Here is a 22577-nt window from a genome sequence, read left to right as displayed (position 1 = left end):
TCATGGTCTTCCAGCATATTCCCCCTCGTAAACATCCTGATGGCGCCGCCCGGCATGAAGGTCGTCCCGGTATTCTGTTGCTGAATCTGGGAACGCCGGAGGATACGGGCTACCGGGCCGTGCGGCGCTATCTGTCCGAGTTCCTTTCAGACCGGCGGGTTATTGAAGGCTCCCCCGTGCTCTGGCAGCCTATCCTGCAGGGTGTTGTGCTGACGGTCCGTCCCGGCAAAAGCGGCAAGGCGTATGAACGCATCTGGGATAAAGAGAAGAATGAAAGCCCTCTGCGGGGCTATACCCGTGGGCAGGCAGACGGGCTGAGGGCGCGGTTTGAGGCGGATAATGTGCCCGTCGTCTGGGCCATGCGCTATGGCACGCCTTCCGTTGAGGCCGGGGTGCGCGCTCTGCTGGAACAGGGGTGTGACCGTATTCTTGCCATGCCGCTTTACCCGCAATACAGCGCTACCACGACGGCCACCGCCAATGACCAGCTTTTCCGGACATTGATGACGCTGCGGAACCAGCCTGCCATCCGCACTCTTCCGGCCTTTCCGGATGAAGCGACTTATATTGAGGCTCTGGCAGGTTCCGTCCGTAAGACTATGGCGACGTTAGCCACACCCCCGCAGATGCTGGTGGCCTCATTCCACGGTTTGCCAAAAGAGTATGTGGATAAAGGGGATTCCTATCTTGCGGACTGCCAGAAGACCGTAACGGCCCTGCGTGAGGCACTGGGAATGGATGAAGCAATGCTTCCGCTCACCTTCCAGTCCCGTTTTGGCCCGACCAGATGGCTGGAACCCTATACCGCGCCGTTTATTGCGGGCCTGCCGGAAAAGGATGTGAAGCGCATTGCGGTTGTCACGCCCGGCTTCATGACGGACTGTATTGAAACGCTGGATGAAATTGGAAACGAGGTCTGTGAAGACTTCCTCAAGGCCGGTGGAGAAGAATTCACACTCATCCCGTGCCTGAATGACAGCATGGAAGCCATTGACGTGCTGGAACGGCTGGCCCGGCAGGAACTGGCTGGCTGGTTGTAACGGCCGATATGCCCCTGATACGTTCTGAATACGCTCTGACGGGGCCTGTCTGATTACAGGGTCTGCCGGGGCGGTTTGATAACGGGCCGGTCTGTTTTGACCGGATACAGGCAGGGCGTGCTGGCTGCACACCGCCAGCATTCCGGCTTGCGGGCCTTGCACACGTAGCGGCCTTGCAGGATCAGCCAGTGGTGGGAATCGCGGATCATCTCTTTCGGGATACGGCGTTCAAGCGCGGCTTCCACGGCTTCTACCGTCTTGCCGCGCCCAAGCCCCGTGCGGTTGGCCAGCCGGAACACGTGCGTATCGACCGGCACGGTGGGCTGATGGAACGCAACATTCAGCACTACATTGGCCGTCTTGCGTCCCACACCGGCCAGTGCCTCCAGCGCTTCCCGCGTGCCGGGGACCTCACCGTTATGGTGCGTCAGGAGCTGGCGGGAGAGTTCGACCACGTTTTTGGCCTTGTTGCGCCACAGGCCAATGGTGCGGATCAGTTCTCCAACGCCGTCTTCCCCCAGCGCGACCATGGCGGCAGGGTCAGGGGCGGCGGCAAATAACGCCGGGGTGACACGGTTGACAGAGGCATCCGTTGCCTGAGCGGAGAGCACAACGGCAATCAGCAGCGTAAAAGGCGTGCTGTAATGCAGCTCCGTTTCCGCATCCGGCCACGCGCGCTCCAGGTCTGTCAGAAACTGCACAATTTCAGGCCGCGTCATGTCACGCGGGGCTGTTGCCTTCTGATCGGCTGAGGCAGCGCGGTCAGACGCTTTCGCTTTCGCTGCCGTGCGTCTGGCGGAGGCGGGTTTTGCGGGTGGAGTGTCTGCCTTGGCAGGGGAGCGTGTCGGTCTGGCCATAGGGCCGACTCTACTCCGCTCAGTGTGGCCGCGTCTATCGTCCGGCAGTCATTCTTGCAGTCTTCCGGTGGGTGATACGGAACCAGATTTAACAGTCAGATGATTTGCCAAATACAGGGCAGCAGGATACAGACAAACAACCAGACCTCAGCCGGGGTCCGCTATTTTCTCCCTTTTTTCGGATTGTTCTGATGAGTACCTCCTCTTCCGATACGGGTCGTGCCGTACGGGGGCCAAACCTGTTTGTCGATGTTCTGAAGTTTGTCATGCGGCGCTGGCTGGAGTTTCCACGCCCGCTGGCAGCAACAGTCGGCGGCGTTATGCTTGCGACTCTGCTGGATGTGCTGATGCCGGTTCTGGCAGGCCGTCTGGTGTCAGACGTGGCGCAGCCTGCGGGCCAGTCTGCCGCTCAGTCCGGCCTGATCCGGGATGCGTTGTGGATGCTGGCTGGCATGGCCGCCTGCGGCGTGGGCAACGTGCTGGGCAAACGGGCGGCCTATCTGGGTATTACGCATCTCAGCACGCAGGTTATGCAGAAAATTATCGGGCAGGCTTTTGCGCATGTGCAGAAGCTTTCAACCGACTGGCATGCCAACACCTTTGCAGGCTCCACCGTGCGGCGGCTGACGCGCGGCATGTGGGCTGTGGACATGCTGGATGATACCCTGCTGCTGATGCTTATTCCGGAAGCCAGTCTGCTGGTGCTCACCACTCTGGTTCTGGCATGGCACTGGCTGATGATGGGTGTGCTGCTTGGTGTGCTCTCTGTGGCGTTTATTACCTGTTCCTGTCTGCTCACGCTGCGCTATGTGGCTCCCTCGGCCCGGCAGGCTAACCAGTGGGACAGCAAGATGGGGGCTGCACTGGCGGACTCCATTACCTGCAACGCCGTGGTGAAAGCCTTTGGCGCGGAAGAGCGGGAAGAGGCCCGTCTGATGCAGGTTGTGTCTGAATGGAAAAAGCAGACCTGCCACACATGGACGCGCGGCACCAACAGCGCCAGCATCCAGAACCTGATGGTCACGGCGATGCGTGTCATTCTGTCCGGTGCGGCCGTATGGCTGTGGCTTAAGGGCAAAGCCGGGCCGGGGGATCTGGCCTATGTGCTGACCATGACATTTCTGGTGCAGGGCTACCTGCGGGATATTGGGCAGCAGGTTTCCGTCGTGCAGCGGTCGGTGAATGAAATGGAAGAGCTGATTGAACTGTGGCGCACGGAACCCGGCGTGAAGGACCTGCCCGTGGTGCAGCCTTTTGCGATCCGGGACGGGGAAATCCGGTTCGAGCATGTCTCCTTCCAGTATCCCGGCCAGACACGCCCCATTTTTACAGACCTGAACCTGACGATTGCACCGGGCAGCCGGGTGGGGCTGGTGGGGCCGTCGGGGTCCGGGAAATCGACCTTCACCAAACTCTTACAGCGGCTTTACCCGCTTAGCGGAGGGCGGATCCTTATTGATGGCGTGGATATCGCGACTGTCAGCCAGTCCCGGCTGCGCGCGGAAATTGCCATTGTGCAGCAGGAGCCGACCCTGTTCCATCGTAGTCTGGCGGACAACATCGCCTATGGCCGCCCGGATGCGACACAGGCGGAAATTGAAGAGGCCGCCCGTCTGGCCAATGCGTCGGACTTTATCGCCCGCCTGCCGGATGGCTATCAGACTCTGGTGGGGGAACGGGGCGTGAAGCTTTCTGGCGGTGAGCGCCAGCGTGTGGCCATTGCCCGGGCTTTTCTGGCGAACAACCCGATTCTGGTGCTGGATGAAGCAACGGCCAGCCTTGATTCAGAATCTGAATCTCTGGTGCAGGACGCTATGCAGCGGTTGATGGAAGGCCGCACGGTGATTGTTATTGCGCATCGTCTGGCGACGGTGGTGGATCTGGACCGTATTCTGGTGTTCGAGCGCGGGCAGGTGGTGGAAGATGCCCCGCATGCGGAACTGGTGCAGAAGCCGGACGGCCTGTATCGCAGGCTGTATAATCTTCAGTCTCTCTGACGGGATCTTTTCAGGGTAAGGGGCGTTAACCCCCTGCTCTGGCCTGCGGGAGCCCTGCGGCCTTTGTAGCATACCCTGTTGCAGGATCAGCACACCTCTGAATAATACGAGTAAAACCGCACCTCTCCTAATTGTGCATTTTTATAAGTGTTATAAATAAACGATCAAGACAGTTTGTTTATTAAGTGTGTGTTTGGGAGCGTCCGCCGTGCGCAAAGGTTTTTCCTCAGAAACTGTTATTCGGGTCCGTTCAGCGCAGGCACGCGGACCGGTGTGCGGACGCGGCTTTTCTTCTGCTTTGCTGGCCGCGACCCTGCTTTCCGGTTTTGCCGGAGGGGAAGCTCTGGCGGCTGAAAGCACACAGTCCGGCAAAGCTGTAAAACATGCGGCCAGACCGGCTGCACAGACAGGTGCGGCCCGCCATGCTGGCACAGGGCCGTCTGCGCTGTCTGCCGCCGTGCGCCCGGCCTCCAGTGTGGTTCCGGCATCAGCATCTGCGGCAGCTGGACCTGCCGCATCGTCCCCCCGGCAGATGCGCGCTCTGCGCGACGCTGTCGCGGCCCCCGCTCCAGTGGCTGCTGAGGGTGAAGAATCTGTAATTGTCACCGGCACGCGTGAGACGGGCGGGCGCAAGGCGCGGGAGAGCCTTTCCCCCATTGATGTCGTCTCGGCCAAACAGATCAGCCAGACCGGACAGCCCAACCTGCGGGAAGCTCTGGCGCAGCTTCTGCCCTCGCTCACCATGCCCACAGGCGGGTTTGATAGTGGCGCGCTGACGGATTCCATCAGCCTGCGTGGCCTCAACCCGAATGAAACGCTGGTGCTGGTGGATGGAAAACGCCGCCACACCACCGCGAACATCTACGCTGACCCCGGCCCGCAGCAGGGGTCCACAGCTGTTGATATTGACATGATCCCGATGGCCGCCATTGACCATGTGGAAGTGCTGCGGGATGGCGCATCGGCCCAGTACGGGTCAGACGCCGTGGCCGGGGTGGTGAATATCATCCTCAAAAAGCAGGATCATGGATTCCACGCGGAATCCATCTCCGGCATTACCGCCGCCAAGGATGGCTTTCAGCAGGGCGTGTATCTGGATGGCGGCGCAAAGCTCGGCAACCGTGGCTTTGTGCATGTGAGTGGTGATTTTTATCATACGGACCATACCTTCCGCAGCGCGCCCGATGCCCGGACCGGCCAGAAAAACAACTATGTGCTGGGCCAGCCGGAACAGACGCGTGAGAGCGTTGCCATCAAAGCCGGGTATGATCTGACGGACAGTATCCAGCTTTACGGCACCGGCACCTATGCCCACCGGCATGCGGAATCTTACCAGAACTATCGTCTGGCGAGTTCTCTGGCCAAATATCCCGGTTATGCCGCTATTTATCCGTGGGGCTATTCCCCGCTGGAAACGCTGGATGAAGATGATTTTGAGCTGACGGCGGGTGTTAAAGGAAAAGTCTGGGGCTGGAACTGGGATCTTTCCACAGTCTATGGCCGGGATTTTGATGATATCGGGGTCATCAATTCCGCAAACCTGGCTCTTGAGAAAGATACTGGCCGCACACCGACCCGTTTTGACGTGCAGGGTTTTAACAACTCCCAGTGGAGCAATAATTTCGATCTGTCCCGCAAATTTAAATTCTCCGGCTGGCCGCATGAAATCAATGTGGCGGGCGGGGCATCCTACCGGTATGAAAGCTACTCCATTGGCACCGGGAGTGAGGATTCACTCTATGGCAGCGGGTCTGACGCCATGGCAGGCACCAATGCCGGGAATGCGGGCAACTTCAACCGGGATGTTGTGGCCGGATATGTGGATGTCTCCACGCATCTGACACGCCACTGGCAGCTGGATCTGGCTGGCCGTTACGAGCATTATACCGATGTGGGGGATACCGAAACCGGCAAGGTGTCCACCCGCTATGAGGTCTCTCCCCGCCTTGCGTTCCGTGCCACGATTTCCAACGGTTTTCATGCACCCACACTGGCGCAGGAATATTACAGCGCCCTGGCGATTTCCCCCACCGCAGCGCGTGGTCTGATTGGCGTGAATTCTCCGGGCGCACTGGCCAACGGGGCGTCCCCGCTCAAGCCGGAACGCTCAACCAACGTCAGCGGCGGGATTGTCATGGAGCCCTTCCGCAAACTGCATGTGACAGTCGATGTGTATCAGATCAACCTGCGGGATCAGATCATGCCCGGCGGGCAGGTTTACGGGGAGCAGGCAAAAAAAGCCCTGCAAATGAATGGCTTTGGCCTGCCGGGTGATGTGGATACATGGTCCGCGTCTTCCCTGTCCACGCACTGGTTTGCCAATGTTGCCAGCACCCGCACACAGGGGCTGGACCTTACGGCAACTTACCCGACCCAGCTTGGGGATATCGGGCGTATTGACTGGGATGTGGCGATCAACCTGAACCGCACCCGTCTGTCCCATCAGGGGACTGATGCGGACGGAAACCCGCTGCTGAATGCGCAGAGCATTGCGTATCTCACCACAGCCTACCCGCGCAGCAAGATGATTTTTGGCGGACGCTTTACCAGCGGCAAATGGACCGTGGGTGTGCATGAAATCCGTTACGGCCAGACCACATCTCAGCTCACCTATTACGGGGGTGCGGGCAACACCAGCTCCCTGTCCAGCACGCAGTTCAGAGAGTTCCATAACACACCGAAGTTTATCACCAATCTGGAAGTTACCTACCGCGTGCATCCCCGGCTTGCGCTTACACTGGGGGGGAATAACCTGTTTGATGCCCGCCCAAGCCGCGTGCCGGATAACAACCGTTATCTCGGGGCCCCGCAATATTACATGAGCACGTCTCAGCTCGGCATGAATGGCGGGTTCTATTATCTGCGCGGGGATATCAATTTCTGATTGTCCAGGAGGATAACAGGACAAAATCTCTGATCAGATCAGGGATCAGCCCGGAGCCGCCCTACTAAGCTAACGGGTGGCTCCGGGCGGAATGGTTTGAAAAAGCCTGATTTTATGGCGGTTAATAAAAAACGCCTGTGTGCGAGGGAAGCCCTCCTGCACACAGGCGTTTTTTTTATGCTCGGGCCGGAAGTCTGCTCAGTTTTTGCTGGCCAGTGCTTCAAACATCCGCGCAATGGCTTCTGCGCCGGGGTCGGGCACGTTGGCCAGTTTTGCATCCGGCACGTAGGAGGCGCGCCCGGCATTGGCGTGCGTCATGCGTCTGGTGGCATCTGCCCCCTCCCGCGCGGCCTGTGCGACCTCCGCCAGCGTGCCGCCTGCGGCCAGAACCGTAAAGGCAGGATGCAGGGCATCAATCATGGTGCGGTCCCCCGGTTTGGCGCCCCCATGCTGCTGCATGGCGGTCAGGCCTTCTGCCAGAGCGCTGGCCCATGGGGCGGAGCTGCGTCCGGCGGCAGAGAACATGATGGACAGCAGAACACCGCTGGACCCACCGGCATGCCGGGCGAGAATAGCTCCAAAAGTGGCAAACAGCGCCTGCGGGTTTTGCAGAGGCAGACGGTCAACCGTTTTCAGGATTTCCTGCGCCCCTTCCGCAAAGGTGGACCCGGCATCACCATCCCCGATCTGTGCATCCAGCGCGTTCAGGGCTTCCGCATTGCTGATCAGGGTTTCCGCCGCGTGCCGGATCAGAGCGTCCACCACCGGGTTGGAGGACGCCGGGAAACGGAATGTTTCCGGCAGCGCGGGCAGGGGGCGCACCACCGGCGGTGCAAATGGCGTGGCACCCGGCCATGCCCAGGGCTCCACCGGAGCACTCAGGGCTTCCACAATCTCAGGAGACAGAGGGACAGCCGTCAGGGAGAAGCCGTTCATGTCCAGCGCCGTCATCATGGGGGCCGGGCCAATAATCAGATCCGTTTTTCCGGCCAGATCAGTTTTGGCAAATGCGTTGAGCAGAAGCGTCATTTCAATCGGAGGAACGCTGCCGAGCATATTCAGCAGAATGCCGTAGCGTTCCTGTGTGCCGGAGGCATTTTTGGCGGGCAGGGCTTTTGCGAGTGTGTCCGCTGCCTGCGCCATCAGGGTATCAGCCTGCGCCAGCGCAATCTGCTGCGCTCCTGGCTCCCCGTGGATGCCTAAACCCAGTTCGGCCTGTTCTGCTGTCAGGCGCGTTGTGTGGGCCGGGTCATACGCATTACAATCAGTCAGGGAGAGGCCGATGGAGGAGATCTGCGCTGCGGCGGCACGCGCGCGATCGGCCACACGGGCCAGAGATTCGCCCTGACTGGCGGCATAGCCTGCAATTTTATGCACCAGAACGGTGCCCGCAAGACCCCGGGCAAAGCGGTTGTCCGGCAGGGCGATATCATCCCCCACCACAACGGTTTCCACCTGATAACCCATGCTGCGCGCCTGCTCGGCAGCCAGCGCAAAATTCAGGCGGTCCCCGGTATAGCTTTTAATTACCAGCAGGCAGCCCGCCTTGCCGGTAACCGCCAGAATCCCAGCCAGAATAGCGTCCACACTGGGGGAGGCAAAAAGAGAGCCGCAGACAGCCGCATCCAGCATGCCAGCGCCCACAAACCCGGCATGGGTTGGTTCATGCCCGGCACCCCCGCCGGAAATGACAGCAACATGGTCAGGATTGCGGTCTTTTCTCAGCACAACGCGAATATCAGGATATCCGTCCAGTCGGCACAGATGCTGCCCCATGGAGGAGCGCAACAGACCATCCAGAGAGTCCGTTACAAGAGTTTCGCGGGAGTTGAAAAAACGCTTCATAAACACTCTGGTCCTGTTGTTGCGCTGTATAGCGAGAACCGAAAGTGTAACCCCTCAGGGATTTTTGGAAAGGTCAGGGGCGCGGGCTCCCTCTGCATCTTCTGCAAAGGGAGCTCGCGGATCATCCTTATTCCGCAGGAACGTAGACGTTTCCGCCTGCTTTGCGGAATTCTTCATTTTTCTGCTCAATACCGGCCATGCGGGCGGCATCTTCCTTCAGATCCTGACTGATCCGCATGGAGCAGAATTTGGGGCCGCACATCGAGCAGAAATGCGCGGATTTATGCGCTTCCTTCGGCATCGTTTCATCGTGATAGGCACAGGCCGTATCCGGATCGAGCGAAAGATTGAACTGATCCTGCCAGCGGAAGGAGAAGCGCGCACGGCTCAGCGCATCATCCCGCAGTTTTGCCGCCGGGTGGCCTTTGGCAAGGTCGGCCGCGTGGGCGGCAATGCGGTAGGTGATCACGCCAGTTTTCACATCATTGCGATCAGGCAGGCCGAGATGCTCTTTGGGGGTGACGTAGCAGAGCATGGCGGTGCCAAACCAGCCGATCATGGCTGCGCCAATGGCTGAGGTAATATGGTCATACCCCGGTGCAATATCCGTGGTCAGCGGGCCAAGCGTGTAGAACGGGGCTTCGCCACAGTCACGCAGCTGCTTGTCCATGTTCTCCTTGATCTTGTGCATGGGCACATGGCCCGGCCCTTCGATCATCACCTGACAACCTTTGGCCCATGCAATCTGCGTCAGTTCTCCCAGCGTTTCCAGCTCGGCAAACTGGGCGGCGTCATTGGCGTCGGCAATGCTGCCGGGGCGCAGGCCATCCCCCAGAGAGAAGGAGACATCATACGTGCGCATGATGTCGCAGATCTCTTCAAAATGCTCATACAGGAAGCTCTCGCGGTGGCCGTTCAGGCACCAGCTTGCCATGATGGAGCCGCCACGGGAGACAATGCCGGTCACGCGTTTTGCCGTCAGCGGCACATGCTGGAGGCGCACACCGGCATGGATGGTGAAGTAGTCCACACCCTGCTCGGCCTGTTCAATCAGCGTATCGCGGAAGATTTCCCAGCTCAGTTTGCTGACATCCCCGCCCACTTTTTCCAGCGCCTGATACAGCGGCACGGTGCCAATCGGCGTGGGGGAGTTCCGCAGGATCCAGTCCCGGATATTATGGATGTTGCGGCCGGTGGACAGGTCCATCACCGTGTCAGCACCCCAGCGGATGGACCAGACCAGCTTTTCCACTTCTTCCGCTGCGGAGGAGGTGACCGCAGAGTTGCCGATATTGGCGTTTACTTTCACAAGAAAGTTACGGCCAATAATCACCGGCTCAAGTTCCGGGTGGTTGATGTTTGCGGGAATAATGGCGCGGCCACGGGCAATTTCTTCCCGCACAAATTCCGGCGTCACGAAGGACGGGATGGCGGCACCAAAGGAATTTCCGTCTTCAAGCCGGGCAGCGGCCTCTTCCGCCGCTTTCAGGCGGCCCAGATTTTCGCGGTGCGCTACGTAAATCATCTCTTCCGTGATGATCCCGGCTTTTGCAAATTCATACTGCGTAACGGGCGTGCCCGCCTGACCTTGCAGCACGGTATGCGGGGCCGGACAGGGGGCTACAAGCTGCTCGCCCTGTGCGCCACCGTTATCTTCCGGTTTGACAGCACGCGGCGTGGCCTGAACCAGAGCGCGCTGTGCAAGCCATGCCGCACGGGGCTTGGGCAGACCGGCGCGTACGTCAATCTCAGCCCCACTGTCCGTGTAGGGGCCGGAGGTATCGTACACGCGCAGAGGGGGCTCATTGGCGGACGGGTCCAGCAGGATTTCACGGAACGGCACGCGGATATCGGGGCGGCCTTCCGGGCTGGAATAGACTTTTCTGGAGCCGCGAATGGGGCCGGTTGTCACCTGCCCGGGGGCGGGTGCGGCCGTGTTGGCAGGTTTCGGGTTTCCGGTGACAGCCTGCGGGGCTGTTCTGGTGGTTTCAGTTTGGGTCACAGCGTTCTCCTCTGCCCAGAGGAGGACAGAGGCCGGAAGCGGGGCGGCTACGTGGGGTGCGGTGTACGGACCTTCAGCAGCAGCATCTTCTGGCACCAGTCCCTCCGCCGGTATGATCCGGATCAGGTTCCCCACCAGTGCAGTATGCCTCTGGTGGCAGGGTCACCACGCATTGTCCCCTGCGGGACATAGTGGACTCTCAGTTCCTTGTCGGAACCCCCCTTGGTCTATGTTCTGGAGCAGATAGCGTTCAGGGCCGCTCTGTCAAGAAAAAACAGGCGGGAAAAACTGGGTGTGATAACGCGTTTTGCCGGGCACGAACGGCCGCATGCCGCGTTGAAGGCGGGTGCTGTCAGAAGCTGGAAATTTCCCTGTCTGAAAGGGGCGTCAAAAGACCTGATTTGCCGCAAAAGAATAAAAAAATGTCATTTTTCATGCAACCGTTGCAAAAGTGTGGTATTAAGAAGGCATGCAAGCAGAAAGAACCAAAGCTCAGGAAGCAATCGCGAACGTCGAAATCTCCCCTCATGCCCACCGTGTCTTATGGATAGCTGCACTTGTTGCTGCCATATGTGGCGGTCTTTACGGGTATGATACGGGTATTATTTCCGGCGCTCTTCTTCTTATTACAAAAGATTTTCACTTAACTTCCGGTCAGGAAGAACTGGTGACCTCCGCCATTCTGGTCGGGGCGGTTGTAGGGGCGTTGTGCGTCTCATGGCTGTCGGAACGGTTTGGCCGGCGTAATTCGGTGATGATTGTCACAGGTGTGTTTGTGCTTGGCGCAGTCGCCTGTTCCCGCGCACCGGATGTCACCTCTCTGATTATTGCCCGTGTTTTTCTGGGGCTTGCCGTAGGCGGTGCCACGCAGGTGGTGCCAACTTACATCTCGGAACTGGCCCCTGCCAGCAAGCGCGGCAATCTGGTCACTATGTTTAACGTCGCCATTGGTGTTGGTATTTTCCTTGCAAACCTCGTCGGGTTTACCATGCGGGAAGCCTGGGGCTGGCGCCCGATGATTTCCGTTGCGGCTCTGCCTGCAGCATTTGTCTTTGTGTGCATGTTCTTCCTGCCCAAAAGCCCGCGCTGGGCCGCGGAAAATGAAGGGCTGGAATCCGCTGTTGAGCATCTCAGCCGCGTGCGCAGTTCCCGTAAGGCCATCCGTCGGGAAATCCGGGAAATTCATGAAAATGCCTCGGATATTGATGAAGATGAGCGCGGCTGGAAAGGTCTGATGCTGCCATGGGCCCGCCCGGCGGTGATCGCGGCTCTGGGCATTGCCTTCTTCACGCAGGCCGGTGGTCTGGAGATGATGATTTACTACGCACCGACCTTCCTGTCGGATGCCGGGTTTGGTAATTCCGCAGCGCTGCTGGCCAGCCTTGGGATTTCCATCGTCTATCTGGTCATGACCCTGCTGGGCTGCATTTTTGTGGACCGCATTGGCCGCCGCCGTCTGGTGCTGATCATGGGGCCGGGGTCTGTCCTTAGCCTGATCGGGCTGGGCATTATGTTTGCCATCCATCCGGACAAAGGCAGCGTCGGGAGCTGGGCGATTATCGCGTTCCTGCTGCTGTTCATGATGTTTAATGCCGGTGGTATTCAGGTTGTGGGCTGGCTGCTGGGGGCTGAGCTGTTCCCGTTGCCCATGCGTGCAGCCGCAACCAGCGTGCATGCCGCTGTGCTGTGGGGGGCCGATCTGCTGGTGACCTCAACGGCGCTGACACTGGTGCAGATTGTCACGCTGGGCGGCACCATGTGGATTTATGCCGGGGTCAATCTGGCCTCTGTGCTGTTTGTCTACTTCCTTGTGCCGGAAACGGCGGGGGCAACGCTGGAGGATATCGAGACCGCTCTGCGCCGTGGCGAATTCAGGCCGCGTGTGGGGCAGGACCCGCGCATCCGCTCCTACGATGAAGAAGAGAATGAAGACGCTGTTCAGGCCACGTCTGCTGCCTGAAGCGTAGTGGTCTGAGTAAAGACCGGAAGAAAGGCTCCTGCGGGGGCCTTTCTTTTTGCCCGGTTCTTGTTCTTGTTGGGCGAGAGTGGCCTCTCAGCGGAAAACCAGCCCGCCATCAATCATGACGGACTGACCCGTCATGTAATCCGCATCAACACTTGCAAGGTAGGACACAAACCCTGCCACATCGTCCGGTGTTTCAACCCGGCCCAGCGCAATGCCCTCCACATATTTTTTGTAGGTTGCCCCAATTTCGGCCCCTGTGGCTTCCGCCATGCGGCGGTCAATTTCCGTCCACATATCTGTGCCCACAACGCCCGGACAATACGCGTTGACGGTAATGCCGGAGGACGCCAGTTCCTTCGCTGCCGCCTGCGTCAGCGCCCGGACGGCAAATTTGGTGGCGGAATAAATCCCCAGAAACGCGTAGCCCTCATGCCCGGCAATGGAGCAGGCATTGATAATTTTGCCTTTGCTTTTCTGGGCTTTGAACGCTTTGGCCGCAGCCTGAATGCCCCATAGCGTGCCCTGCACGTTGATGCGGAAAATGGTTTCCACATCCTCAGCCGTTGCATCCACAACCGCACCCACATGCGCGATCCCGGCATTGTTGATCATGATATCGACATGGCCAAACGCCTTGCCGGCTTCCTGCACGACGGCAAAGACCTCGTCGCGCTGGCTGATATCAGCGGTCTGGATAAGCGTTTTGCCCCCAAGGGCCTCAATTTCCGCAGCAACAGCCTCAAGCTTGTCTTTCTTGAGGTCTGTCAGAACGACAGAGGCTCCGTCGCGGGCCAGACGCAGGGCGATGCCGCGCCCGATTCCCTGCGCGGCCCCGGTGACAATGGCGGTTTTCCCGGCCAGTTTTTCTGAAAAAGACATGGCGTGATCTTCCTCCTCAAAGCGCGTATTGCGCTGTCCTCAACGCTGGAAAAGCCAGCGGGTTTGGACAAGTGCAGAGGGAAGATGTCACGGGGTTGTGACCCCGGCCAGAGGCACCCGCAAGGCGAGGCTCCGGCCGGGGGAGGCGTGCCCTTTTAGTGCGGGCGCGCGGTAAACTGTTCCAGCCAGTGGATGGTATAATCCCCTTTCTGGAACTCAGGATCAGCCAGAATGCGGCGGTGCAGCGGGATAACGGTTTTAATCCCTTCCACCACAAATTCATCCAGCGCACGGTGCATGCGGGCAATGGCCTCCGCCCGTGTCGGGGCGTGGACAATGACCTTGGCAATCATGCTGTCGTAATACGGCGGCACCTTGTAGCCGGTATAGAGCGCGCTATCGATGCGCACACCCAGACCACCCGGTGCGTGATACACCGCCACAGTGCCAGGGCACGGGGCGAAGGTATCCGGGTCTTCCGCATTGATACGGCATTCAATGGCATGGCCGGAGAAGGTCACGTCAGACTGCGTGTAGCCCAGCTTTTCCCCTGCCGCGATGCGGATCTGCTCACGGACCAGATCAACATCACACACCATTTCCGTCACCGGATGTTCCACCTGCAGGCGGGTGTTCATCTCAATGAAGCAGAACTGCCCGTCCTGATACAGGAACTCCAGCGTGCCGGCGTTGCGGTAGCCCATTTTGGAAAGGGCGTCCGTCACCGTTTTGCCAATGGTGTCGCGCTGCTCTGCTGTAATGGCCGGGGACCCGGCTTCTTCCAGCAGCTTCTGGTGGCGGCGCTGAAGGGAGCAGTCACGCTCCCCGAAATGCACCACGTTGCCGTAGTTATCGCCCAGAATCTGGAGTTCGATATGCCGGGGCTTATCGAGGTATTTTTCCAGATAGACCGCATCATTGCCGAAGGCCGTGCGGGCTTCCGTGCGGGCCACGCTCCAGGCTTCCTCAATTTCGCTGGCATCCCGCGCGACTTTCATGCCGCGTCCGCCACCGCCTGCGGTTGCCTTGATCAGCACCGGATATCCGACCTGTTCCGCAACGGCACGGGCTTCATCCAGACTTTTCAGCTCCCCATCGGACCCGGGGACCAGCGGCACACCCAGCATTTCCATGGTGGTCTTGGCGGTAATTTTATCGCCCATCATGCGAATATGCTCCGCCGTGGGGCCGATAAAGGCCAGACCGTGGGCTTCCACCGTTTCCGCAAAATCGGCGTTTTCAGACAGAAAGCCATAGCCGGGGTGGATGGCTTCCGCGCCGGTAATGGTCGCGGCGGACAGAATGGCCGCGACGTTCAGGTAGGACTCCCGCGCAGCAGGCGGCCCGATACACACGGCTTCATCCGCCAGACGCACATGCATGGCGTCTTCATCCGCTGTGGAATGAACCGCTACGGTTTTGATGCCCAGTTCCCGGCAGGCGCGCAGGACACGAAGGGCAATCTCGCCGCGATTGGCGATGAGGATTTTGGAAAACATCACTCGATAATGGCGAGCGGCTGGCCAAATTCCACCGGGTCACCTGAGGTGACGAGCAGGGTTTTCACCGTGCCGGCTTTGGGGGCTTTGATCTGGTTGAAGGTTTTCATCGCTTCAATCAGCAGCAGGGTCTGGCCAGCGCTGACAATCTGCCCTTCGCTGACAAACGGGGGAGAGGAGGGGTCAGGCGTGAGATACGCCACACCAACCATCGGGCTGTTGACCGCGCCGGGATGGCGGGAGAGGTCAGCCGGGGCTGCGGCCACGGGGGCGGCAGGTGCTGCGACGGCTGCCGGAGCAGGGGCCGCGGCAACAGCCGCGGGTGCCACAGCCTGCACCGTTGCGGGGGCGCGGGCCACCCGGATGCGGCTGTCTTTCTCCGAGACCTCAATTTCAGTCAGTCCGGTGTCGGTCAGAATTTCGGCCAATGCCCGAATGGCATCTGCGTCCACGAGCAATCCGCTCATTGGTCATCCTCATCTAGAATAAGATCTGTCATTGCCTGCAATGCCAGAGAATACCCCGCCACGCCTAGCCCACATATCACGCCAACGGCGGCGCGGGACACATAAGACATGTGACGGAACGGTTCACGACGGTGAATGTTGGAGATATGCACCTCAATCACGGGCAGGTCCGTGGCCAGCAGGGCATCCAGCAACGCCACGGAGGTGTGGCTGTATCCCGCCGGGTTGATGATGATGCCGCGCGCACGCTTGCGGCATTCCTGCACCCAGGAAATCAGCTCCCCTTCAATGTTCGTCTGACGGAAGTCGATTGCCAGATCCAGCTTGTCGGCTGTCTGGATGCAGATCTGCTCCACATCATCCAGCGTGGCGCGGCCATAAATTTCCGGCTGGCGCTGGCCAAGCATATTCAGGTTCGGGCCGTTAAACACAGCGATGAGGGGTCTTTCCATAGTGTTCCGGGCCGTAGCACGATGCCGGACAGCATCCAAGAGAAGAGATGCCCGAGACCTCTTAATCCTGCGTAAAAACGTGCCTTCTGTTTCTGCGGGCGTGTGTCTGTTGGGGCGGAATGGGGGCGCGGGTGCCACGTTTTTGCCATTTGGGCCGGGCATGCAGGGGGAGAGTCAAAAGGTTTCAGCAGGCAGAAAGCGGTTGCTTTTTGTGCTGTGTCCCGGCTTTACTGGCCGGGTGAAACGGAAAACGGAGTAAACAAGCGGATGTCAGCCCTGCGCCGGGCACTTCTGGGAAGTGTGTTTGTTATGGCCTCCATGGCCTCTGGAGCGGCAGCGAAAGCCGCAGCTCAAGGACCACAGGGGACAACCTCATGGGCCGACTCCGTTCAGCGCGCTCTGGCCGCGCGTGAGCAGCAGGACCCCACGTTTGACGCCCCGGGAGCCGGACACTCCGCGCACGCACACCATTTCCAGAAAGGCATGGCAAGCTGGTATGGCGGCCGTTTCCATAACCGCCGCACGTCCTCTGGCGCGGCTTTTAACAAGGCCAGCCTGACCGCAGCCCACCCGACCGCGCCTCTGGGCAGCAAACTGCTCGTGACGTCTGAAGAGACTGGCCGCTCCGTTGTGGTAACGGTGAATGACCGTGGTCCTTACAGCCATAACCGCATTATTGATCTGTCACAGGCCGCTGCCGCACGCATTGGCATGCTCGGCGCTGGCGTGGCCCACGTGAAAATTGAAACCGCCCCGATTGAAGTGGCGTCTGCTCCGCAGGATGGCAGCGAATCCCTCGATTCCGGTGCCCTGCAGATGGATGCGGCGCAGCCGCAGTCCGGTGTGCGTGTTCTGCACCGTTCCCGCGCGAGATCAGCCCGCCACTAAACCCGGCGACGCACCGAAAAGAGAGAAAAAGGCCGGTCAGGATGCTCCTGCACCGGCCTTTTTTGTGCGCCCGTCCCGCAAGGATGCATGCGGGATTATGGGGAAAATCAGAAGGTCAGCGGCTTGCGGCGTTCGCCCCGGGCGTAGATTTCCATCTCGGCATTGAGTTCCGCACCCATCAGCACAACCCATGCGCTGACGAAGAACCACATCATAATGGCAATGACAGCCCCCAGAGGCCCGTAGGTGGCGTTATAACTGGCAATGTGCGCCACGTAATAAGAGAAGCCGAACGCCACGATAACCCATGTAATGGTGGCAAAAAGCGCCCCCGGAATAACCCATCGCCATAGGCCCGGCGTCTTGCGGTCCGGCCCGAAACGATAAAGCGCGGACATGGCCAGAATCTGGAAGGTGAACATAATCACCGGGCCGCTCCACTGGGCCAGAAACTCGATGGAGCCGGGCGGGGTGGGGATGTTCAGCCAGGCTGGCAGATTAAGCAGGAGCGGGAGTGCCACCATCAGCGCCAGTGTGAGGGCCGCACCCAGCACGGCGGACAGTGTCATGGCCAGCGCTGTCAGCTGAAACACAAAGAAGTTACGGTTTTCCTGCGTGTTGTAAGCAATGTTCAGGGCTGCCAGAATCGATTTTGTGGCCGCGGAGGCAGACCACAGCGCCACGCTGAGCGAGATCACGAGGGTGACGGTCAGAGAGCTGTGTGGCTCGGCCACCAGTGTCTGAATCCGGTCATAAATCAGAGCATAGGCTCCCGGTGGCAGTAAATTCCGCAGGACTTCCAGCTGAGGGGTGACTGTCTGCACATCAAACGCCAGCCCGTAGATGGAAATCAGGGAACTGATGGCCGGGAAAAGGGACAGGGTGGTATAAAAAGCGCAGCCTGCGGCCACGAGGGTGGTCGGGCCGGAAATCAGGCTTTTGAACGTCAGCGTAAAAATGGCTTTCCAGTCCCGCCACCGCAGGGCGGAAGGGCGCGAGAAAGTCGGGTTATGGGCTGAGGCGTCTGTGGTCTGCCCCTGTGCGGGGGCCTGATCATGCGGACGCGGAGCGGCTGGATCACAGAGAACCTGCATCGTTTATAAAGCATCCTTTTTGGTGTGCTGTAACGGGCGGTTCCCTTCACGGAAGAGAACGGGGGTTCTGCAATGTTCAGAAGGCTGTGCAGACGTGAAGAAACCGAATGAAGCCCGGTTTTATAGCCCCTCAGGCCTGTTTTCCATGTTTTTTTAAAACTGTCCTTTTTTTGACTTGCGCTTGTGGCGTTCTGGCCTCATATGCACCCCCCTACGCAGCAACGCACGTGCCACTGGCCCTCTGAGGTTACGCAACGACGTCAAGCGTTCTGGCAATCTGGGTTTCCGTTTTTTAGGAGCCCTTCTTTGGTCGCTGGTCCGTTAGACCGTTTCGCAACTCCTCCTCGCGTATTTATCAAAAGCGATGGAGCCTTATATTGGGGGAATGGGTGGGATGAATCCCAAAATCGCCCGTTTTTTCGCTGAGCAAAAGCCAGCAACGCCTTGCCTCGTCGTCGATGTCGATCAGGTTGAGGCGCGTTATCATGCCCTGACAAGCGCTCTGCCGCATGCGCGGGTATATTATGCCGTCAAGGCGAATCCGGCCATGCCGATTCTGAACAGACTGGTAGGGCTTGGGTCCTGCTTTGATGCCGCCTCCTGGGAGGAAGTGTCTCTCTGTCTGGAAGCCGGTGCGGCGCCGGATGCCATTTCCTTTGGCAATACAGTCAAAAAAGTCTCTGCCATCCGGGCCGCTTATGAGGCCGGGGTGCGGATGTTTGTGTTTGACTGCCGGGAAGAGCTGGAAAAGCTGGCGGCGCATGCCCCCGGGTCCCGCGTGTATTGCCGCCTGCTGGTGGATAATGACGGCGCGGAATGGCCGCTGTCCCGCAAGTTCGGCACGACGCTCGACTCCGCACGGGAGCTGATGCTTCTGGCGCGTGAGCTGGGGCTGGACCCGTATGGTCTGTCCTTCCATGTCGGCAGCCAGCAACTGTCTTCTGATGCGTATGAGGTGGCGATTGCCCGTGTGGCCGCCCTGTTTACAGACCTCAGTGCAGCAGGGCTGGACCTGCGTATGGTGAATCTGGGTGGTGGTTTCCCGGTCCGTTATCGTGCGGATGTGCCGGAAATTGACCATTTCGCGCAGGCGATCAGCCACGCCATGACCACCCATTTCGGCAATGCCCTGCCGGAAATGCTGGTGGAGCCGGGCCGCTTTATTGTGGGTGAGGCCGGGGTTGTGCGGTCAGAAGTGGTGCTGGTCAGCCGCCGTGGGCGGGAAAACGGCCCGCGCTGGGTCTATCTGGATATCGGCCGTTTTGGTGGTCTGGCAGAAACGGAAGGTGAAGCCATTCGCTACGCCATTCGCACGGCACGGGATGGCGGCCCCACAGGCCCCGTCGCTATTGCCGGCCCGACCTGTGATGGTGCGGATATCATGTATGAAAAGACAGCCTATGAGCTGCCTCTGGCGCTGGAAGCTGGGGAACAGGTGGATCTGGAAGCGACGGGCGCTTACGTCTCGACCTATTGCTCCACCCGGTTCAATGGCTTTCAGCCACTGACCGAACATTATATCTGATATGTTTTGACAGGGGAGCAGGCCTTTCAGGGCCTGCTCCCCTTGTTTTATGCCTCTTCCGCCCGGATTAGACACAACGGCAGCCCAGCCCTGTGCGGGCCTGCCTTTGCAGATGGACTGATCTGGCTCAACACTCTCCCGAACTTTTATGACGGATCTGGAGAGATTTCATGAAAAAAACAGGACTGATGCTGGCGGCTCTTCTGGCCTCTGCGGCCCCTGCCGGAGCAGGGTTTGCACAGACCACCAGTTCCGCAACACCCGCCCCAGCGGCTTCACCTGCTGTAGCAGATGCTGCCGCGCAGGATTTTGGACGCCTCTCTGTGGATGGCGGCACGGCTTTTGAAGATATCGGTCTGGCGCGTCAGGCTATTTTTGACGGGGATCTGGAAACAGCGGGGCGGCTGATTACAGACGCCAGTACAGCGCTGGAACGCGCCCGCGTAGACAATACAGCCTTCCAGAAAGCGGAAACAGACCTGCAACCCGCCAAAACAAAAGCCGCACAGCCTGCTCACACGGCGTCTGCCAGCAGCACGCCGGTAGCATGGTTGCCGATTGATGGAGAGCTTGTGCTGGACGAGGCAATTGAGCCGTCTCCCGAAAAAAACGCGGCGGTTGCAGCCGCCAATCGCCATCTGCGGGCAGGTAATACGGCACGGGCCGGAGAGGTGCTGAAAGTCTCCGGCATTGATGCGGATTATATTATCGCTGCGGTTCCACTTGAGCAGACCCGCAAAGATGTGTCCCGCGCTGCAAAGGTCCTTAAAGGGAACCCTTATAAGGCCAGTGAAGCCCTGCGGGATGCGCAGAACGCGGTGCGCTATGCGTCAGTCAATGTGCAGGCTGTGCCGCAGCAGGCCCCGGCCACATCTCAGGCAAAATAAGCCATAGCTCACCATTGAGAGCCTGTGGCTGGCCCCCGGTTGCTTTGTGGCAGCCGGGGGCTTTTTTATTTACTGTTTCAGGAACGGGGCGGCTGCTTTTGGGGTGCCGTCCTCAATTGGTAGTGCGGGATTACGGGACCATTCGTTCCATGACCCCATATAAATCCGCAGTTTTTTGAAACCGGCCTGAGAAAGGGCAACATAGGTATTGGCGGCACGTGCGCCTTTGAAGCAATAAATGATGATATCATCATCAGGTTTCAGGCCACGGGATGCGGCAAGGGTAAGCGTTTCTTCAGGAGAGCGAAAAGACGCCTGCCCGTCAGAGACTTTCATGAACTCATACCATTCGATCCACACGGCTCCGGGAATACGGCCTTTCCGTGGGGCAAAATCCACGCCGTACGGGGATGAGCTTTCTGCCAGCCATTCCACTTTGTCACGATTATCCAGCAGGCGGACGGTGGGGTCTGTCAGCGCATGCAGCACATCCTGATAGGTTGCCATCAGGCTATTCTGAAGAGCGGCCGGAAAAATCGAGCGCTCTGGTCGGGTATTTTCCGTTGTCAGGTCGCCGCCAGCCTGTTTCCATGCCATCAGGCCACCATCAAGAATACCAACATTGGGGTAGCCCAGGTAACGCAAAATCCAGTAGCCACGGCATGATCCGCCGTACCGCGTATGTAGCGCATCCTCGTAAATAATCGCGGTTTTCTTGCCATCGAGACCATATTCAGAGAACAGGGCTACAAATTTTTCCTGAAGGGTTTTCAGCCCGTCTTCTGTTGTTTCTGCAAGATAGGTAAAGATATCCGGCATATTCACAGCGCCGGGCAGATGGCCTGCCTCAAAATCCTTGCTGTCTCGCACGTCAATAAACACAACATTGCCTGTGGAGATAAGCTCCTGAACCTGTTTGGGGGAAAAAAGAACAGTACCGGACATTCATGGTCTCCACATCTGGTTGAATGTCTGGGCTTTTATCAGTCTCCATGGGGTCCCTGTAGAGGGCCTGTATGCGGTGCCGTTATGAGGCAGGCAGGATGCTCTCAGGCGTCCTGAAAATTCTGCGTTCGTCCATAGTGTGTTTGAGGAATTAACAATATTTTTTCAGGATACGAAGTGGCTTTTAATGTGAAATTTTTGTTTATTGTTCTGTGTGCTGGGATGTTTCTGATTTTCGCGGTATAATTTTCTGCAAACATTCTGAAGGAACTCAGTCATGCAGTATCGTGAGCTTGGCCGTACCGGCATTCTGGTCAGTGAACTCTGTCTGGGCACCATGACATTTGGGCAGCAGAATACAGAAGCAGAAGGGCATGCCCAGCTTGATCTGGCTCTGGAGCATGGCGTCAATTTTATTGATACCGCCGAGCTTTATTCCATTCCGCCGCGCGCCGAGACATATGGCGCGACGGAAACAATTATCGGGAGCTGGCTGAAGGCGCGTGGGGCGCGCGATAAAATTGTTCTGGCCAGCAAGGTGGTTGGCCGGAGTCAGTCCCCGTGGTTCAGGCCTGACGGAGAGGAAGTGCGCCTGACGCCGCGCCAGATCCGTTACGCGCTGGAGCGCTCTTTGAAACGGCTGGGGACGGATTATCTGGATTTGTACCAACTGCACTGGCCGGATCGCAAAATCGGTTTGTTTGGCGAGGGTGGAACAACTTTCACAACGGTTTCAGACGCGGATGAAGTGCCGCTGGACGAAACGCTGGGCGTACTGGGGGATCTGGTGGCGGAAGGGAAAATCCGTCATGTTGGTCTTTCAAACGAAACCGCATGGGGTGTTGCAAAATCCCTTGCCTGCGCAAAAGAGGGCGCACCGCGTGTTGCCTCGATTCAGAATGCTTATAATCTGATCAACAGAACATTTGAAATTGGACTGGCGGAAATGGCATTGCGGGAGAAAGTCAGCCTGCTGGCCTATTCTCCGCTAGCGCAGGGTTATCTCACGGGAAAATATCTGAACGGCGCGCGACCTGCCGGTGCACGGACGACGTTGTTCAACCGTGGCCAGCGTTATGAAAAACCGGGTGTGGATGTGGCCGTGGAAGCCTATCTGACCCTTGCGCGAGAAGAAGGGATCGACCCGGTGCAGTTTGCACTGGCGTTTGTGACGTCGCGCCCGTTTGTGACGTCCAATATCATCGGGGCGACCAGCGTGGAGCAACTGATGACGGCGCTAACATCCGTCACGGTCCAGATCACGCCGGAGCTGGAGGCTAAAATCAACGCGATTCATCAGGTCCATTCCAACCCGGCTCCGTAAAATAACAGGGCAAAAAGTGCTGGAGC

The 22577-nt window shown here is 58.7% G+C and carries 17 protein-coding genes; 8 read left to right on the top strand and 9 right to left on the bottom strand.

Going from position 1 to position 22577, the window contains the following annotated elements; genetic code table 11:
• Positions 1-2: 2 nt before the first annotated feature.
• Positions 3-1040 (top strand): ferrochelatase, encoded by a 1038-nt coding sequence (gene hemH / locus JK199_RS06920; protein WP_212374774.1) that lies wholly within the window; start codon positions 3-5, stop codon positions 1038-1040.
• 53 nt (positions 1041-1093) lie between these two features.
• On the opposite strand, the gene nth is transcribed toward hemH, so the two are convergent.
• Positions 1094-1897 carry an endonuclease III gene (gene nth, locus JK199_RS06915; protein WP_212374772.1) on the bottom strand — a complete coding sequence of 268 codons (804 nt, stop codon included), beginning with the start codon at positions 1895-1897 and terminating at the stop codon, positions 1094-1096.
• Positions 1898-2088: 191 nt separating this feature from the next.
• Here nth and JK199_RS06910 point away from each other — a divergent pair, with 191 nt between their 5' ends.
• Both JK199_RS06910 and JK199_RS06905 read left to right on the top strand, forming a co-directional pair.
• Entirely contained in the window at positions 2089-3894 is a 1806-nt protein-coding gene (locus JK199_RS06910; protein ID WP_212374770.1) for an ABC transporter ATP-binding protein, read from the top strand.
• 457 nt (positions 3895-4351) lie between these two features.
• The gene (locus tag JK199_RS06905) at positions 4352-6778 is read left to right on the top strand and encodes a TonB-dependent receptor plug domain-containing protein (RefSeq protein WP_408742354.1); all 2427 of its coding nucleotides are present in this window, start codon (positions 4352-4354) and stop codon (positions 6776-6778) included.
• Between the two features lie 198 nt (positions 6779-6976).
• Here JK199_RS06905 and JK199_RS06900 read toward each other — a convergent pair whose 3' ends face one another.
• Both JK199_RS06900 and thiC read right to left on the bottom strand, forming a co-directional pair.
• A complete protein-coding gene (locus JK199_RS06900) occupies positions 6977-8623 on the bottom strand; it encodes a dihydroxyacetone kinase subunit DhaK (RefSeq protein ID WP_212374768.1) in 1647 nt (548 codons plus the stop codon).
• Positions 8624-8750: 127 nt separating this feature from the next.
• Positions 8751-10625 carry a phosphomethylpyrimidine synthase ThiC gene (gene thiC, locus JK199_RS06895; RefSeq protein ID WP_025825985.1) on the bottom strand — a complete coding sequence of 625 codons (1875 nt, stop codon included), beginning with the start codon at positions 10623-10625 and terminating at the stop codon, positions 8751-8753.
• 469 nt (positions 10626-11094) lie between these two features.
• On the opposite strand from thiC, the gene JK199_RS06890 reads away from it, so the two are divergent.
• The gene (locus JK199_RS06890; protein WP_086655821.1) at positions 11095-12585 is read left to right on the top strand and encodes a sugar porter family MFS transporter; all 1491 of its coding nucleotides are present in this window, start codon (positions 11095-11097) and stop codon (positions 12583-12585) included.
• Between the two features lie 93 nt (positions 12586-12678).
• Here the strand turns inward: JK199_RS06890 and JK199_RS06885 are convergent, their stop codons facing one another.
• The 4 genes from JK199_RS06885 to aroQ form a co-directional block, all read right to left on the bottom strand.
• Positions 12679-13470 carry an acetoin reductase gene (locus JK199_RS06885; protein ID WP_212374766.1) on the bottom strand — a complete coding sequence of 264 codons (792 nt, stop codon included), beginning with the start codon at positions 13468-13470 and terminating at the stop codon, positions 12679-12681.
• Positions 13471-13625: 155 nt separating this feature from the next.
• Positions 13626-14969, bottom strand: a complete 1344-nt coding sequence (accC, locus tag JK199_RS06880) for an acetyl-CoA carboxylase biotin carboxylase subunit (RefSeq protein ID WP_025825993.1) — start codon at positions 14967-14969, stop codon at positions 13626-13628.
• A complete protein-coding gene (gene accB / locus JK199_RS06875) occupies positions 14969-15436 on the bottom strand; it encodes an acetyl-CoA carboxylase biotin carboxyl carrier protein (protein WP_212374764.1) in 468 nt (155 codons plus the stop codon). Before accB ends, accC begins: the two co-directional genes overlap by 1 nt.
• A complete protein-coding gene (gene aroQ, locus JK199_RS06870) occupies positions 15433-15888 on the bottom strand; it encodes a type II 3-dehydroquinate dehydratase (protein ID WP_025829366.1) in 456 nt (151 codons plus the stop codon). The genes accB and aroQ overlap by 4 nt, the downstream gene beginning before the upstream one ends.
• Before the next feature lie 267 nt (positions 15889-16155).
• On the opposite strand from aroQ, the gene JK199_RS06865 reads away from it, so the two are divergent.
• Positions 16156-16776 carry a septal ring lytic transglycosylase RlpA family protein gene (locus tag JK199_RS06865; RefSeq protein ID WP_086655839.1) on the top strand — a complete coding sequence of 207 codons (621 nt, stop codon included), beginning with the start codon at positions 16156-16158 and terminating at the stop codon, positions 16774-16776.
• Positions 16777-16883: 107 nt separating this feature from the next.
• On the opposite strand, the gene JK199_RS06860 is transcribed toward JK199_RS06865, so the two are convergent.
• Complete coding sequence (locus JK199_RS06860) at positions 16884-17870, bottom strand: YihY/virulence factor BrkB family protein (protein WP_086655817.1); 987 nt, start codon at positions 17868-17870, stop codon at positions 16884-16886.
• A gap of 394 nt (positions 17871-18264) precedes the next feature.
• On the opposite strand from JK199_RS06860, the gene JK199_RS06855 reads away from it, so the two are divergent.
• The gene (locus JK199_RS06855) at positions 18265-19395 is read left to right on the top strand and encodes a type III PLP-dependent enzyme (protein WP_077931731.1); all 1131 of its coding nucleotides are present in this window, start codon (positions 18265-18267) and stop codon (positions 19393-19395) included.
• Positions 19396-19565: 170 nt separating this feature from the next.
• The gene (locus tag JK199_RS06850) at positions 19566-20282 is read left to right on the top strand and encodes a YfdX family protein (protein WP_099050344.1); all 717 of its coding nucleotides are present in this window, start codon (positions 19566-19568) and stop codon (positions 20280-20282) included.
• 69 nt (positions 20283-20351) lie between these two features.
• Here the strand turns inward: JK199_RS06850 and JK199_RS06845 are convergent, their stop codons facing one another.
• A complete protein-coding gene (locus JK199_RS06845; RefSeq protein ID WP_212374762.1) occupies positions 20352-21227 on the bottom strand; it encodes a sulfurtransferase in 876 nt (291 codons plus the stop codon).
• A gap of 277 nt (positions 21228-21504) precedes the next feature.
• Between JK199_RS06845 and JK199_RS06840 the strand changes: the two genes are divergently transcribed.
• Positions 21505-22551 (top strand): aldo/keto reductase, encoded by a 1047-nt coding sequence (locus JK199_RS06840; RefSeq protein ID WP_212374760.1) that lies wholly within the window; start codon positions 21505-21507, stop codon positions 22549-22551.
• The last annotated feature ends 26 nt before the right edge of the window (positions 22552-22577 follow it).

This window comes from Acetobacter persici (genome assembly GCF_018256955.1).
Lineage (GTDB): Bacteria > Pseudomonadota > Alphaproteobacteria > Acetobacterales > Acetobacteraceae > Acetobacter > Acetobacter persici.
Note: the sequence above shows the minus strand (reverse complement) of the source record. Positions and strands in the feature narration are given on the sequence as shown.